The sequence below is a fragment of the Pseudomonas sp. 210_17 TE3656 genome (assembly GCF_054821965.1).
In genome coordinates this window covers 5,340,229-5,354,038 of the sequence record NZ_JBTRBC010000001.1, presented here as the reverse complement: position 1 = coordinate 5,354,038, position 13,810 = coordinate 5,340,229, and the positions used below count along the sequence as shown (strand labels likewise).

The window sequence follows — 13,810 nt, the reverse complement described above, 5'->3', positions numbered from 1 at the left end:
GACCGCCAACGCTATCTATTGGAGCCACTGCATGGACGAAGCCCGACATATTGCCAGCCTTGTAGTACTTGCCCGCCCGGAACTGTTTGATGCAGTCAAAGCCAACTTGCGCCTGCTTGATGGCCTGGAGTTGCATCAGGAAAGTAGCGCCGGAAAGTTGGTGGTGGTGCTTGAGGCGGTAGATGAAAACCAGATTTTGCAGCGCATCGACCAGATCAACAATTTGCCGGGCGTACTCAATGCGGCGTTGATCTATCACGAACTCCTCGACCCTGCAGGAGAGATCGAATGAGCATGACCCGCCGTGAATTCGCCAAAGCCCAGGCCGCCGCTATTGCTGCGGCAGCGGCCGGCCTGCCGATCTATACCACCGCCAGTAACCTGATTACCGAAGCGGACATGGTCACCCTGGACTGGAACAAGGCACCCTGCCGCTTCTGCGGCACCGGTTGCAGTGTGATGGTCGCCACCCGCGATAATCGCGTGGTAGCCACCCATGGCGACGTCAAGGCCGAGGTCAATCGCGGCTTGAACTGCGTCAAGGGCTACTTCCTGTCGAAGATCATGTATGGCAACGACCGCCTGACCCAGCCACTGCTGCGCATGAAGAACGGCCAGTACGACAAGCAGGGCGAGTTCCAGCCAGTCAGCTGGGAGAAAGCCTTCGACATCATGGAAGCGAAGTTCAAGGAAGCCTTGAAGAACAAAGGCCCAGGCTCGGTCGGCATGTTTGGCTCAGGGCAATGGACGGTGTGGGAAGGTTACGCCGCCAACAAACTGATGAAGGCCGGTTTTCGCAGCAACAACATCGACCCGAACGCCCGCCATTGCATGGCCTCGGCGGTGATGGGCTTCATGCGCACCTTCGGCATGGATGAACCGATGGGCTGCTACGACGATATCGAGGCCACCGATGCTTTCGTGCTCTGGGGCTCGAACATGGCCGAGATGCACCCGATTCTCTGGAGCCGGGTCACTGACCGGCGCCTGAGTCAGCCACAGGTCAAGGTCGCAGTGCTGTCTACCTTCGAGCACCGCAGCTTCGAACTGGCCGACATCCCCATGGTGTTCAAGCCACAGACCGATCTGTTGATCCTCAACTACATCGCCAATCACATCATTGAAAGCGGCGCGGTCAACAAGGACTTCATCAGCAAGCACACTCGCTTCGCCCAGGGCGCCGACGACATCGGTTACGGCCTGCGCCCGGACAACCCGCTGGAGACCAAGGCGAAGAACGCCGACAAGGCCAACACCTGGAGCGACATCAACTTCGAACAGTTCGCCGCCTTCGTCCGCCCCTATACCCTGGAACGCACCGCCAAGGAATCGGGCGTGCCAGAGGAACGCCTGAAGGCCCTGGCCGAACTCTATGCCGACCCGAAACGCAAGGTCGTATCGTTCTGGACCATGGGTTTCAACCAACATACCCGTGGGGTCTGGGCCAACAACCTGATCTACAACATTCACTTGCTTACCGGCAAGATCAGCGAACCGGGCAACAGCCCCTTCTCCCTCACCGGCCAGCCTTCCGCCTGCGGCACCGCCCGTGAAGTCGGGACCTTCTCGCACCGCTTGCCCGCCGATCTGGTGGTGACCAATCCCAAGCACCGCGCCACTGCGGAAAAAATCTGGAAGCTGCCGGCCGGAACCATCGAGGAAAAGGTCGGTTTTCATGCGGTGCAACAAAGTCGCATGCTCAAGGATGGTGTGCTCAATGTGTACTGGACCCAGGCCAGCAACAACATGCATGCCGGGCCCAATATCATGCAGGAGGTGCTGCCCGGCTGGCGTAAACCCGAGAACTTCGTGATCGTCTCGGATGTGTACCCCACCGTCTCGGCCCAGGCCGCCGACCTGATCCTGCCCAGCGCGATGTGGGTGGAAAAGGAAGGCGCCTTTGGCAACGCTGAACGTCGTACCCAGTTCTGGCACCAATTGGTCACGGCGCCCGGTGATGCCAAGTCTGACTTGTGGCAACTGGTGGAGTTTTCCAAGCGCTTCACCACCGATGAAACCTGGCCTGCCGAACTGTTGGCCAAGGCGCCTGAATACAAGGGCAAAACCTTGTTCGAAGTGCTGTTCAAGAACGGTCAGGTCGATCAGTTTCCGGTCGAGCAACTGGAAGCCGGATACAAGAACGATGAGGCCAAGGCGTTTGGCTTCTACCTGCAAAAAGGCCTGTTCGAAGAGTACGCCCAGTTCGGCCGTGGTCACGGCCACGACCTCGCCCCGTTTGATCGCTACCACAGTGAGCGCGGACTGCGCTGGCCGGTGGTCGACGGCAAGGAGACTCGCTGGCGTTATCGCGAGGGCACCGACCCCTACGTCGAGGCCGGCAGTGGCGTGCAGTTCTATGGCTACCCGGACAAAAAGGCGATTATCTTTGCCCTGCCCTATGAGCCGCCGGCCGAAGCCCCGGATGCCGACTACCCGTTCTGGCTGAGCACCGGCCGGGTGCTTGAGCACTGGCACACCGGGAGCATGACTCAGCGGGTCGAAGAGCTGTACAAGGCGGTGCCCGATGCCTTGGTCTACATGCACCCCGACGACGCCAAAGCCCTGAATGCACGGCGCGGCAGCGAAGTGAAACTGATCAGCCGGCGTGGCGAAATCCGCGCGCGCATCGAAACCCGCGGGCGCAACAAGCCGCCGCAAGGCTTGGTGTTCGTGCCGTTTTTCGATGCCAACAAGCTGATCAACAAGGTCACGCTCGATGCCACCGACCCGATCTCCAAGCAGACCGACTACAAAAAATGCGCCATACGCATCGAGTTGATCAGCGTCGCCTGAGGAGCACCGTCATGACCTTTCGAATCCTGCCGTTGTGCCTGCTCGCTGCGATCGGCGTGGTGATCGCTGCCGAAATCGACTACCCGCTCGATGCCCCCGGCCCGGACGGTCGCCGACCTGGCGGTACCCTGACCCAAAGCATGCCGGCGCCACCGATTGCCAACGATGAAAACAAGGACCTCAAGCGCGAGCGCAACTACCCTGACCAGCCGCCGACCATTCCCCACAGCATTCGCGGCTATCAGATCGACAAGAACGGCAACAAGTGCCTGTCGTGCCACAGCCGCGCCAACAGCGCCCGCAGCCAGGCGACGATGATCAGCATCACCCATTACATGGACCGCGACGGCCAGGCCCTCGCGGCGGTATCGCCGCGCCGCTACTTCTGCAACCAGTGCCATGTGCCGCAGAAAGAGGTGCAGCCGCTGGTGGGCAACAGCTTCGAAACCATCGACAAAATCCTGCAAGACGACGCCAACGCCGCGAAGAAACCTTGAGGAGGCGCCATGAAAGCACTGTTCGCCCTGCTTAAGGAGTACTGGGGCATCCTCTGTCGGCCGAGCGTGTATTTCAGCCTGGGCTTTTTGACCCTTGGCGGTTTCATTGCCGGGATCATTTTCTGGGGCGGCTTCAACACCGCGCTGGAAATGACCAATACCGAGAAGTTCTGCGTGTCGTGCCATGAAATGCGCGACAACGTCTTCGTCGAGCTCAAGGAAACCATCCACTACACCAACCGCTCTGGCGTGCGCGCCAGTTGCCCGGATTGTCACGTGCCGCACGAATGGACGCACAAGATCGCGCGCAAGATGCAGGCCTCCAAGGAGGTCTGGGGCAAGATCTTCGGCACCATCGACACCCGCGACAAGTTCGTCGCCCTGCGTCGGGAGCTGGCCGAGCATGAATGGGCCAGGCTCAAGGCCAACGATTCACGCGAATGCCGAAACTGTCACAACTTCGAGTTCATGGACTTCACCCGCCAGAGCAAGCGCGCTGTGGCCATGCACTCCACCTCGCTGGCCAAAGGCGAGGCTACCTGTATCGACTGTCACAAAGGCATCGCTCACAGGCTGCCGGATATGCATGGCGTGAAGGGCTGGTAGGCGGGAGAAGTCCAGTCCGCGATCAGGGTGAAACCTGATAGCCCTTGCCTTGCAAGCAACTGGTGTAGGCCGAGGCATTGGTCGACTCACTGGTCCGGCGCTGCTCGCGCCGCTCCTGGCGCTGACGCGCGCCACCGACCACGGCGCCGGCGGCCGCAGTTTCCTTGGCGCGAGTCTGCCGATACTCCTGCTTCACATCGTCGTCGACACGGTCATAGACTTCGTCGTGTTGATTACCACGCACCTGAGCCCCTACCGCACCGGCCGCGGCGCCGACCGCCGCGCCTCTGACCCGGCCACCCGTTACAGGCGGCGCGGTCGAGGCGCTATTGGCGATATTGTGACAGTCGTTGATATCCAGCTGGACCTGCTGCGAGCTTTGGCCCTTGAGCGGTACCACGGTTTCGGCCAGTACCGGCACGCTGAGCAATGACACGGCCAGGCAAAGGCCGAGTGGCGAAAATCTGCACATGATGAACTCCGCAAGCTGAACCTGCCTCTGGAGATGAAGCAGACGATTTCAGTTTACATCCCGGGAGTCGGCCTTGTCCCTGATCAGGATCAGCGTGCACTGCCGGGTTCATCTTCGATCAGGATCGCCCTGGCGATGTCTTCGTCGCTGGCCTGCAAGTCGGGATTGTCCTGGCGAATACGCCGCATCATCGACTCCAGGTAAACACCACGAATAGCGCCGCCACTGGCGATGAACGAGGAAGCATCGTCGCGGGCCGGAATGATGCGCTTGTCGTCCTTGAAGGTGGAGTACAGCGAAGCGGAAACCCCCGCCGAAGTGGCCACATCACCGGCGTCCACATCAGCCAGCGCAGCGCCCATGGGCAAGCAGAGAACAAGCGAAGAAGCGATCAGTAAACGACGCATGGTAGTGCCTCCGGAAATCGAGTACCTACGTGAACTAGGATGCTCGCCGCAACGCCCAAGTTCCCGGCAACTGCAACCGCAAAATAGTCGTGCCATCCAGGTGAAACGCAAAAAAGCCATTGCACGGCCCTGCCAGCCCTCCGCTCGGCGCACAAATGACCTATACCCAATAAGCCATGGATCACAACATCGGGGGCGAGTATGGCGGGCTCAGGCAAGAAAATGACGCTCATCGGGCTCACCACCCTGGTGACGGTCAACATGATGGGGTCTGGCATCATCATGTTGCCGACCAGCATGGCGCAGTTGGGGGCGGTATCGTTGTTGTCCTGGGTGGTGACCGCCATCGGCTCGATGGCAATCGCTTACAGCTTCACCCAGTGCGGGGTGTACTGTTCTCGCTCCGGGGGCCTGTCGGCCTATACCGAAGAAGCCCATGCCAAATCGGGATTCTTTCTCTGCTCCTATCTGTATTTTCTCTCGCTGGCGATCGCCAATGTGGCCGTGGCCATTTCTGCCGTGGGCTACATGACCGCCTTCATGCCCTGGCTGGGCAGCAGCGCGATGGCGCTGTGCGTCGGTACCATCGGGCTGATCTGGTTGACCATCGTGGCCAACTTCGGCGGGCCGGCGATTACCGGCAGGATCGGTGCGATCACGGTCTGGGGGGTGATCATTCCGGTAGCCGGATTAAGCGTGATCGGCTGGTTCTGGTTTGATCCCGCGGTGTTCTCCCAGGCGTGGAATCCGAACGGGCTGCCGATCGGGGAAGCCATCGGCAAGACCATTCCCCTGACCCTCTGGGCCTTTCTGGGTATGGAGTCGGCGGCACAAGCCTTCGACGCAGTGGAAAACCCCAAGCGCAACGTGCCCCTTGCCTGCCTGTTCGGCACCCTCGGCGCGGCGGTGGTCTATGTGCTGTCGACCACCGTGATCCAGGGCATCGTGCCCAACCTGGAGCTGGCCAATGCCTCGGCACCGTTCGCTTTGGTCTATGCGAAGATGTTCAACCCGCTGATCGGCACAATCATCATGGTGCTGGCGGTGATGGCGTGTGTCGGCTCGCTCCTGGGTTGGCAATTCACCCTGGCGCAAACGGCGAAAATGACTGCCGACCAAGGACTGTTCCCGCACCTGTTTTCCAAAGTCAGTGCGCTGAACGCGCCGATTCTCGGCATGCTGGTTTGCGGTGTGCTGCAAACGGCGATGGCCCTGTCGACCATCTCGCCCAATGCCAGCGCCCAGTTCAGCAAGCTGGTGAGCCTGGCTGCGGTGACCAACTTGATCCCCTACGTGACGGCCCTGACCGGGCTGTTGGCGATCATGCACAAGGCCAGGGTCGGCCCGGCGGTGTACAGCCGCAATACCCTGGTGCTGCTGGTGGCGGTGGGTTACTCGCTGTATGCCTTGTATGCATGCGGCATGGAGGCAGTGCTCGGTGGCGCGCTGGTGCTGGCTTTCGGTTATCTGCTCTATGGTTTCCTGGCCAAGCGTTTCATCATCGAACAGGCCAGGAGTGAACGGGGGGCTGGCTATGAGGGCTAGCCTGCGGCGAATTGCCAGCCTGTTGATCCTGCTTCCCGCCCTCGCTCAGGCCACAACGCTGGAGCAAGTGCGGGCCAGCAATACCTTGACCCTCGGTTACCTGCCGGACTTTGCGCCCTTCAGTGTGCAGGATGGCGAACAGGCCAGCGGCTACGCCATCGACCTGTGCCGCAAGGTTGCCGACCAGGTGAAAACGGATTTGGCGTTGCCCGACCTGCAGGTGCGGTTTCAGCCGGTGGTGCTGGCTGATGAGATTGCGGCGGTCAGTTCAGGGCGGGTAGATCTTCTCTGCACGCCTACTGTTGCCAGTCTGGAACGGCGCAAGCAGGTGAGTTTTTCCGTGCCGGTGTATACCGCCGGGGTGACGGCGGTGGTGCGCAGGGACGCTCCGGGGGCTTTGCTCAATGTGCTCAATGGCAAGCAGGCTAACAGTGGCCCGACCTGGCGGGCGACGGTCAATCGTGGGCTGGCCAACCAGACCTTTGCGGTGGTCGCCGGTGGGGTGACTGAGCAGTGGGTTCGGCGGCAACTACAGATGCTTGGGGTGATCGCGACGGTGGTGGCGGTTGAGAACAATGATGCGGGGTTCGCGGCGGTTGTCCACGGGCAGGCGGATGCGTTCTTTTCTGAGCGCATGTTGTTGAAGAATCTGTTGGCGCGGCATGCTGAGGCAGGGGCTTTGATGCTGGTCGAGCGGATTTACGAGTACGCGCCAGTGTCGATGGTACTGCCCCGGGGGGATGAGGATTTTCGCTTGCTGGTGGATTCGGTGATCAGCGGGATGTATCGGTCTGGGGAGATTGAGCAGGCTTATGGGGTTTATCTTGGCGGGGTGAGTGAGGGGGCCAGGCGGTTGTTCAAGTTGTATGCTGTGCCGTTGTAGGTTTTTTTGGGGGGGCTTTGCGGTTTGTGAGCTGATCCATTTGCCATGGCGGCTTTGAGTCACCTTTCCGCCCTTACGGCGGGTCCCTTTGGCAAACGCCCCAAAGGAACACAAAGGGCTTGCCCCACCAGGGGCCCTACGCTGCGCTCCGGGTCCCCTCGCTGCGGCGTCGCTACGGGGTATCGCGAGCTACGAGTTGCAAGCAACTCTACGCTTCGCGACTTCGGCTACGCCGAAGGTGCTGCGCACTCACCCCTTCGCAACGCCTCCGCTCGGCCCTTCTGGTTAACGGGGCAGTAGATCAAGATCAAAAGCACAATTCGCTTCGCTCTTGCCTATCGCAGGTGTGCCGACAATCTGTGTGGCTACCGCTCCGAGAAAGACAGCTGACTCAATACAAAACGTAGCCCTCCCCCCAAAAGCAAGAGCGAAGCGAATTGTGCTCTTGATCTTGATCTGCTTTTGATCTTGATCCACCGGCCCCGTTAACCAGTAGGGCCGAGTGGAGGTGTCGTGGAGGGGCTAGCGCGCAGCGCCTTCGGCGTAGCCGAAGTTGCGAAGCGTAGAGTTGCTTGCAACTCGTAGCTCGCAATGCCCCGTAGCGACACCGGAAGGAGGGAACCCGCAGCGCAGCGTAGGGCCCCTGGTGGGGCGAGACCTTTGCGTTACTTTGGGGCGTTTGCCAAAGTAACCCGCCGTAAGGGCGGAAAGGTGAATCAGCGCCACCATCGCCAATGGATATGCCCACAAACCACAGCGCCAACAATCACCTACCAGCCTCACGCCGAATCTGCTCCCGCCCCAACCACCCCCCAGTCAACGCCCAGACCAACGCAATCCCCGCCCCGATCACCATCGCCAGCCCCGGATGATCCCCCAACAGATCCAGCCCGCGCTTGACCCAGCCACTGAGCGCATCCCCACCGCGATACACCACCGTATCGGTAAAATTCTTCGCCTTGTACTTATGCTCCGGCACCACCACGGTATAGAGCATCTCCCGCCCTGGCCGCACCAACGCATACTCCCCGACCCTGCGCACCACCATCACCACCACAAACACCGCAAACAACGGCGCCATCGCCAGCCAGACAAAACCGACCACCATCACCAACGGCACCGCCACCAGCAAAACACCGACACCCAGCTTGCGAGCCAGATGCCCGGTGATGAACACCTGAGTCAGGATCGACAAAAACTGCACCAGCGTGTCGATCAACCCGAACACCTGGGTCTGCTCGGTACGGCTGCTGAAATGCTCGGCCACCAACCGCGCCTGCTCGAAATACAGGAACGTACTGACACTGGCCAACAGCACCACAAACACCGCAATCATCAACAGATAGGGCGAGCGAAACACCTCACTGGCCCCCGCGAAAGGATTGCCACCCAGCGGCCGCGAGCGCGGCAATTCGGTGTCTGCCGGCAGCGGATGGCGATCCCGGAAACGCTGCAGAAACGCAACGGCAACCACACTGCCCAACAGGCAGGCCGTGGCCAGCAGCACCAGCCCGGCATGGCCAATCACCCCGACCAGTAAAGTGCCCAGTAGCGGCCCGAGTAACCCACCCAGGCTCGCGCCAGCCGCCAACAACCCGAACAGGCGCTTGGCCTGCTCGCTGGAAAACAGATCAGCCAGCACGCTCCAGGCCAGGGAAATGCTCAACAGATTGAACATCGACAACCAGATGTAGAACGCCCGCGCACCCCACAGGTTGTCTGGTTGCAGCGCAAACAGCGCCGCGAACACCAGCAGGTTGCTGGCCAGAAAACCATAGGTCCAGGGCAGGATACGTCGACGCTGCACCTTCGACGCCAACCAGCCAAACAACGGCAAAGCGACCAGGGTCAGCACAAAGGTGCCGGTGAACAACCACTGTAGGTTCTCGACACCGCCGGCCACGCCCATGGTCTCTCGCACCGGGCGCAGCATGAAGTAGCCGGTAAACAGCAGGAAGAACAATGCCAGCCCCGCCACGACGATCGGTGTTTCACCTTCGCGGACATTGAACAGGCGTGTTCCGGGAGTGTCCATGGACGTTCAGGCGAACTGTTCGATCAGCTGTTTGCGCTGGGCGTCGCTGAGCAAGGGGCCGCTACCTGCCTTGAGCTGATCGAGCTGCCGCTCCGGGCGGCTGGTGGCCGGGATCACTGTGGTCACCGCCGGATGGCTGATGGCGAACTTGAGGAACAGTTGTGCCCAACTGCCGATGCCCATCTCTGCTGCCCAAGCGGGCAACGCCTGGTCTTTGACCCTGGCAAACAACCGGCCATCATCGAAGGCACGGTTGATCAACACCGCCACGCCCTTGTCCTCGGCCAACGGCAAGACTGTACGCGCCGCTGCAGGCGAATTGACCGAGTAATGGATCTGGATGAAGTCCAGTTGCTCCTGGCGCAAGATGCGTTCAAGTTCGTCCAGGCCACTGTCTACATAGTGGGTGACACCGACATAACGGGTCAGACCCTGAGCCTTGAGCTCGCGGGCATAGGGTAACTGGCGCTGCCAGTCGCGCAGGTTGTGGACCTGCAGCAGATCAACCTTGTCGGTGCGCAGGCTGCGCAGCGTTCCGGCCCATTGCGCCTCGGCGGCGGCACGGCTGTCAGCGGCGATCTTGGTAGCCAGGAAGGTTTTGCCGCGCCAACCACCCTCCTCCAGCAACTGGCCCAGCACGGCGTCGGCACCGCCGTAATTGGGCGAGGTGTCGATGACTTGACCGCCACCGTCGAAGAACACCTTGAGCACCTGCCTCAACTGCTGGAATTGCGGCGAACCAACATCGGTCTCGAAACTGCCTGAAGTACCCGCGCCTATCACCGCCAGCGCCTCGCCGCTGGACGCAATTTTGCGTGTCAGCATCGCGCTACTCTGGGCAAACCCGCGGCCCGTCACGCTCAGGCAACCCAGCCCGGCGGCAAGTGTGGCACTGGCCTTAAGCAAGTCACGACGGATGAGCATGGCTGCGCTCCTGTAATATTGCAGCGGAGTACATTTGTACTCCGCGCACTCCATACGGGTGTGTCGAGCCAGTTAGGTATAGCCGATGTGCATCACCGGCCCTTGGATTACCGAAAAATCCGCGAACATCTTCCCACGCCGACTATATTGACCTAGTCACCGCCCGCAGCCTGAGCGCGCCCCATGCTGGATACCGATCAGCTGATCATTTGCGAACATTGCGACTGCGTGTACCACAAGGTCTCCCTCGGCAAACACCAGAAGGCCTTGTGCCTGCGCTGCGGCGCCGTGCTGCAACGTTACAACGGTCTCACCCTGCAACATCGCCTGGCCTTGAGCATCACTGCCGGGGTGCTGTGGCTGCTGGCCAATTTCTACCCGGTGATGAGTATCAGCCTGCAGGGCTTTTCCAACAGCGCCACGCTCTGGGACTCGGTACGCGCCCTGGCCAACGGGCCGATTACCTTCATCGCCCTGGTGGCGGCAATCTCGATGATCATCGCCCCGATGTTCCAGCTGCTGTTGCTGATCTGGGTGCTGGGCTTTGCCCTGGCCGGCCAGCGTTCGCCGGCCTTCAGCCTGTGCATGCGCTGGCTGGAAACCCTGCGCCCCTGGAGCATGCTCGAAGTCTGCCTGCTCGGTGCGATGGTCGCGGTATTCAAGCTGGCCGGTCTGCTCGATGTGCTGCCCGGTATCGGCCTGGTGGCCCTGGCGGTGCTGAGCCTGTTGATGATCCGCATCGCTGGCCGTGATATCCGCGAGCTATGGGATGCCCTGCCATGAACCGCCCGCCATTGGCCTCGGAACTCAATCTGGTGCTGTGCCATGCTTGCGGCAAAGCCTGCGATGCCCGTGTGGCAGTACACCACTGCGACCGCTGCGGCGCCCCGCTGCATGCGCGCAAACCCGACTCTTTGACCCGCACCTGGGCTTACCTGATCGCCTCGCTGGTGTTCTACGTCCCAGCCAACCTGCTGCCGGTGATGAACACGAAAATGCTCGGCAGTGGCGACGACAGCACGATCATGAGCGGGGTGATCGAATTCTGGTCGCACGGAGCCTGGGACATCGCCCTGATCATCTTTATCGCCAGTATCGCCGTACCTGCGACCAAATTCGTCGCCCTTGGCCTGCTGCTGGTGACCGTGCAGCGCGGCAGCAACTGGGCGCAGAGAGAGCGCTCCAAGCTCTATCGCTTCGTCGAGTTGATCGGCTACTGGTCGATGCTCGATGTGATCGTCGTGGCCTTGGTCGCAGCCCTGGTCAAGTTCCAGGCCCTGGGTGATATCGAACCGCGCCCGGGCATCCTGTTTTTCGGCCTGGTGGTGGTGTTCACCATGCTCGCCGCCATGAGTTTCGACCCCCGGATGATCTGGGAAAGCCGTCAACCCGAGGAGCGCACGGATGAAGTCAGCAGCCACTGAAGAGCCGCCAGTACCAGGCCCGTCGACGGTCAAGACCCGACGATTCAACGTCTCGCTGGTGTGGATTGTGCCGATTGTCGCCGTGCTGGTGGGCATTTCACTGGTGGTGCACAACTGGTTGCAACAGGGGCCGACCATCCAGATCACCTTCAAGACCGGCGAAGGCCTGACCGCCAATAAAACCGAGGTCAAGTACCGCAACGTGGTGATCGGCCATGTGACGACGGTGGAGTTGAGCCATGACCAGAAGAGCGTGACGGCCACGGTGAACCTGGTCAAACAGGCCGATAACTTCACCCGCGAAGACTCGACCTTCTGGGTGGTGCGCCCGCGCATTGGCGCCGGCGGCATCTCCGGCATCGACACCCTGCTTTCCGGCGATTTCATCGGCGCCGATGCCGGGCAATCGAATAGCCGCGCCAAGGTCTTCAAAGGGCTGGAGATGCCGCCCCCCATCACTTACGGCGAACCTGGCAAGCGTTTTACCCTGCACACCGATGATCTTGGCTCGCTGGGCGTCGGCTCACCGGTGTATTACCGCAAGATTCCAGTGGGCCAGGTGGTGGCTTACGAGCTGTCCAAGGACGGCAAGGGCGTGGACATCGAAGTCTTCGTGCACTCGCCCAACGACGAATTTGTCACCGACAACACCCGTTTCTGGAATGCCAGCGGTATCGACGTCGAGGTCGGCGCCAATGGCTTTGCGGTACGTACCGAGTCGCTGTCGTCCCTGCTGGTGGGCGGCATCGCCTTCCGTGCCCCGCAATTCAACCCCGATGATCAGGTGGCTAGCGAAGACAAGGTGTTCGAGCTGTTCGAAGACGAGAAGACCGCCCTCGCCCCGCCCAGCGGCAAACCCCAGTACCTGGCCTTGCGCTTCGACCAGGCCTTGCGCGGCCTGAAAGTCGGCGCACCAGTGGAGTTTCTCGGGGTGGAAATCGGCCGGGTGGTCTCGGTCAACCTGGACTTCGATGTCGAGCAGCGCTCGTTCCCGGTCAACGTCGGTATCGTCATCTATCCGCAGCGCCTGGGCCGGGCCCACACCAAACTGCTCAAGGCACTCAGGCACAACCCCGACGATGAAAACGCCGCAGCCCAGGTGCTGGGGACCTTTATCGACAATGGCCTGCGCGCCCAGGCCCGCAGCGGCAACCTGCTGACCGGCCAGCTGTACATCGCGCTGGATTTCGACCCGAAAGCACCAAAGGTGGTCTTCGACCCGAACGCGCGGCCTATCACCATCCCTACTGTCCCAGGCAGCCTGGAACAGTTGCAGGAACAGTTCCAGGCCATGGTCGAGCGCATCAATCGCCTGCCGATCGAGCGCATCGCCAACAACCTCGATGCCAACCTGGTGGAAATGCGCAAAGGTCTGGCGCAGTTCAACAGCCGCACCTTGCCGGGTGTCCAGGGCACCTTGCAGGAGGTCAGCAAGACCCTGCAATCGGCCAACTCGACCCTGGCCGACGACTCGCCGCAACGTGAACAGCTGACCCAGACCCTGGACGAGCTGGGGCGCATGTCGCGCTCGTTGCGTGAGTTGGCCGACTACCTGGGCCGCAACCCCGAATCGTTGCTGCGTGGCAGACCCAAGGATGCACCAGCGGACAACCTCAAACCCTCGTCGCGCAATTGACCGCAGGAGCATCGACTATGGCGCACGCCGCAAAATTCGCACTGCTGGGCCTGGCCTTGCTGCTGGCAGCTTGTCGCAGCGATCCGATCCACTACCACACCCTGACACCGCAACAACCGACACCTGCCAGCACGGTCGATTTAGAGCTGGAGCGGGTCAGCGTACCGCCGCAGGTCGACCGCCCGCAGGTAGTGATCCGCGAGGGCAATAGTGGCCTGGCGATCCTTGAAACCGAATGGTGGGGCGCAAGCCTGGCGGACGAGTTGCACAATGCCCTGGTCAATCAGTTCGCCACCGGCAGCACCCAGTCGCACCTGAGCTTGCGGGTTGACGTGCAACGCTTTGACTCGGTGCCCGGGCAGTACGCCTTGTTCGACGCCAGCTGGCGCCTGCGTGCGGTCAATGGCAACGGCAATGGCAAAAACGGCGCGGCACTCAACTGTCGCAGCGTGATCCAGACCCCGGCCGGGCCGAGCATCGATGATCTGGTGCTGGCCCATCAGCAGAACCTCAAGCGCTTCACCGAACTGGTCAGCCGAACGGCCAGCAGCGGTGCCACGCGGTGTCCATCGGTGCGCTAGCTCATCC

General features: G+C 61.2%; 14 protein-coding genes. 10 read left to right on the top strand and 4 right to left on the bottom strand.

What is annotated here, in order from left to right:
- Nucleotides 1-31: 31 nt before the first annotated feature.
- From ACVI9W_RS24625 to ACVI9W_RS24610, 4 genes are read left to right on the top strand one after another with little or no spacing between them, the layout of a single operon-like run.
- Nucleotides 32-292 (top strand): chaperone NapD, encoded by a 261-nt coding sequence (locus ACVI9W_RS24625; protein ID WP_461531582.1) that lies wholly within the window; start codon nt 32-34, stop codon nt 290-292.
- The gene (gene napA / locus ACVI9W_RS24620) at nt 289-2,793 is read left to right on the top strand and encodes a nitrate reductase catalytic subunit NapA (RefSeq protein ID WP_461531581.1); all 2,505 of its coding nucleotides are present in this window, start codon (nt 289-291) and stop codon (nt 2,791-2,793) included. The genes ACVI9W_RS24625 and napA overlap by 4 nt, the downstream gene beginning before the upstream one ends.
- Before the next feature lie 11 nt (nt 2,794-2,804).
- Nucleotides 2,805-3,290, top strand: coding sequence for a nitrate reductase cytochrome c-type subunit (locus ACVI9W_RS24615; RefSeq protein ID WP_038610644.1), 486 nt, complete (start codon nt 2,805-2,807; stop codon nt 3,288-3,290).
- Nucleotides 3,291-3,299: 9 nt separating this feature from the next.
- Nucleotides 3,300-3,896 (top strand): cytochrome c3 family protein, encoded by a 597-nt coding sequence (locus tag ACVI9W_RS24610; RefSeq protein WP_461531580.1) that lies wholly within the window; start codon nt 3,300-3,302, stop codon nt 3,894-3,896.
- 22 nt (nt 3,897-3,918) lie between these two features.
- Here ACVI9W_RS24610 and ACVI9W_RS24605 read toward each other — a convergent pair whose 3' ends face one another.
- The gene (locus ACVI9W_RS24605; protein WP_461531579.1) at nt 3,919-4,368 is read right to left on the bottom strand and encodes a hypothetical protein; all 450 of its coding nucleotides are present in this window, start codon (nt 4,366-4,368) and stop codon (nt 3,919-3,921) included.
- Between the two features lie 89 nt (nt 4,369-4,457).
- Nucleotides 4,458-4,775, bottom strand: a complete 318-nt coding sequence (locus ACVI9W_RS24600) for a DUF2388 domain-containing protein (protein ID WP_422422015.1) — start codon at nt 4,773-4,775, stop codon at nt 4,458-4,460.
- Nucleotides 4,776-4,976: 201 nt separating this feature from the next.
- On the opposite strand from ACVI9W_RS24600, the gene potE reads away from it, so the two are divergent.
- Together potE and ACVI9W_RS24590 are read left to right on the top strand one after the other, a co-directional pair.
- Entirely contained in the window at nt 4,977-6,320 is a 1,344-nt protein-coding gene (gene potE, locus ACVI9W_RS24595) for a putrescine-ornithine antiporter (protein ID WP_461531578.1), read from the top strand.
- Complete coding sequence (locus tag ACVI9W_RS24590) at nt 6,310-7,203, top strand: amino acid ABC transporter substrate-binding protein (RefSeq protein WP_461531577.1); 894 nt, start codon at nt 6,310-6,312, stop codon at nt 7,201-7,203. The genes potE and ACVI9W_RS24590 overlap by 11 nt, the downstream gene beginning before the upstream one ends.
- Before the next feature lie 766 nt (nt 7,204-7,969).
- Here the strand turns inward: ACVI9W_RS24590 and ACVI9W_RS24585 are convergent.
- The gene (locus ACVI9W_RS24585) at nt 7,970-9,238 is read right to left on the bottom strand and encodes an NTP/NDP exchange transporter (protein WP_461531576.1); all 1,269 of its coding nucleotides are present in this window, start codon (nt 9,236-9,238) and stop codon (nt 7,970-7,972) included.
- Nucleotides 9,239-9,244: 6 nt separating this feature from the next.
- Nucleotides 9,245-10,162 (bottom strand): aldo/keto reductase, encoded by a 918-nt coding sequence (locus tag ACVI9W_RS24580; protein WP_461531575.1) that lies wholly within the window; start codon nt 10,160-10,162, stop codon nt 9,245-9,247.
- Nucleotides 10,163-10,345: 183 nt separating this feature from the next.
- On the opposite strand from ACVI9W_RS24580, the gene ACVI9W_RS24575 reads away from it, so the two are divergent.
- The 4 genes from ACVI9W_RS24575 to ACVI9W_RS24560 are packed head-to-tail and all read left to right on the top strand — an operon-like array spanning nt 10,346 to nt 13,803.
- Nucleotides 10,346-10,945: a paraquat-inducible protein A gene (locus tag ACVI9W_RS24575; RefSeq protein ID WP_038610625.1), complete on the top strand. Its 600-nt coding sequence runs from the start codon at nt 10,346-10,348 to the stop codon at nt 10,943-10,945.
- Nucleotides 10,942-11,586: a paraquat-inducible protein A gene (locus ACVI9W_RS24570; RefSeq protein WP_461531574.1), complete on the top strand. Its 645-nt coding sequence runs from the start codon at nt 10,942-10,944 to the stop codon at nt 11,584-11,586. The genes ACVI9W_RS24575 and ACVI9W_RS24570 overlap by 4 nt, the downstream gene beginning before the upstream one ends.
- Nucleotides 11,567-13,222 (top strand): PqiB family protein, encoded by a 1,656-nt coding sequence (locus ACVI9W_RS24565; RefSeq protein WP_461531573.1) that lies wholly within the window; start codon nt 11,567-11,569, stop codon nt 13,220-13,222. The genes ACVI9W_RS24570 and ACVI9W_RS24565 overlap by 20 nt, the downstream gene beginning before the upstream one ends.
- 17 nt (nt 13,223-13,239) lie before the next feature.
- Nucleotides 13,240-13,803 carry a PqiC family protein gene (locus ACVI9W_RS24560; RefSeq protein WP_461531572.1) on the top strand — a complete coding sequence of 188 codons (564 nt, stop codon included), beginning with the start codon at nt 13,240-13,242 and terminating at the stop codon, nt 13,801-13,803.
- Nucleotides 13,804-13,810: the final 7 nt, after the last annotated feature.

Bases quoted from the DNA above. Each gene is read 5' to 3' on its own strand.
- ACVI9W_RS24560 (WP_461531572.1), top strand. From the start codon at position 13,240: ATGGCGCACGCCGCAAAATTCGCACTGCTGGGCCTGGCCTTGCTGCTG.
- ACVI9W_RS24565 (WP_461531573.1), top strand. From the start codon at position 11,567: ATGAAGTCAGCAGCCACTGAAGAGCCGCCAGTACCAGGCCCGTCGACG.
- napA (WP_461531581.1), top strand. From the start codon at position 289: ATGAGCATGACCCGCCGTGAATTCGCCAAAGCCCAGGCCGCCGCTATT.
- ACVI9W_RS24570 (WP_461531574.1), top strand. From the start codon at position 10,942: ATGAACCGCCCGCCATTGGCCTCGGAACTCAATCTGGTGCTGTGCCAT.
- ACVI9W_RS24625 (WP_461531582.1), top strand. From the start codon at position 32: ATGGACGAAGCCCGACATATTGCCAGCCTTGTAGTACTTGCCCGCCCG.
- ACVI9W_RS24575 (WP_038610625.1), top strand. From the start codon at position 10,346: ATGCTGGATACCGATCAGCTGATCATTTGCGAACATTGCGACTGCGTG.
- ACVI9W_RS24605 (WP_461531579.1), bottom strand. From the start codon at position 4,368: ATGTGCAGATTTTCGCCACTCGGCCTTTGCCTGGCCGTGTCATTGCTC.
- potE (WP_461531578.1), top strand. From the start codon at position 4,977: ATGGCGGGCTCAGGCAAGAAAATGACGCTCATCGGGCTCACCACCCTG.
- ACVI9W_RS24600 (WP_422422015.1), bottom strand. From the start codon at position 4,775: ATGCGTCGTTTACTGATCGCTTCTTCGCTTGTTCTCTGCTTGCCCATG.
- ACVI9W_RS24590 (WP_461531577.1), top strand. From the start codon at position 6,310: ATGAGGGCTAGCCTGCGGCGAATTGCCAGCCTGTTGATCCTGCTTCCC.
- ACVI9W_RS24585 (WP_461531576.1), bottom strand. From the start codon at position 9,238: ATGGACACTCCCGGAACACGCCTGTTCAATGTCCGCGAAGGTGAAACA.
- ACVI9W_RS24610 (WP_461531580.1), top strand. From the start codon at position 3,300: ATGAAAGCACTGTTCGCCCTGCTTAAGGAGTACTGGGGCATCCTCTGT.
- ACVI9W_RS24615 (WP_038610644.1), top strand. From the start codon at position 2,805: ATGACCTTTCGAATCCTGCCGTTGTGCCTGCTCGCTGCGATCGGCGTG.
- ACVI9W_RS24580 (WP_461531575.1), bottom strand. From the start codon at position 10,162: ATGCTCATCCGTCGTGACTTGCTTAAGGCCAGTGCCACACTTGCCGCC.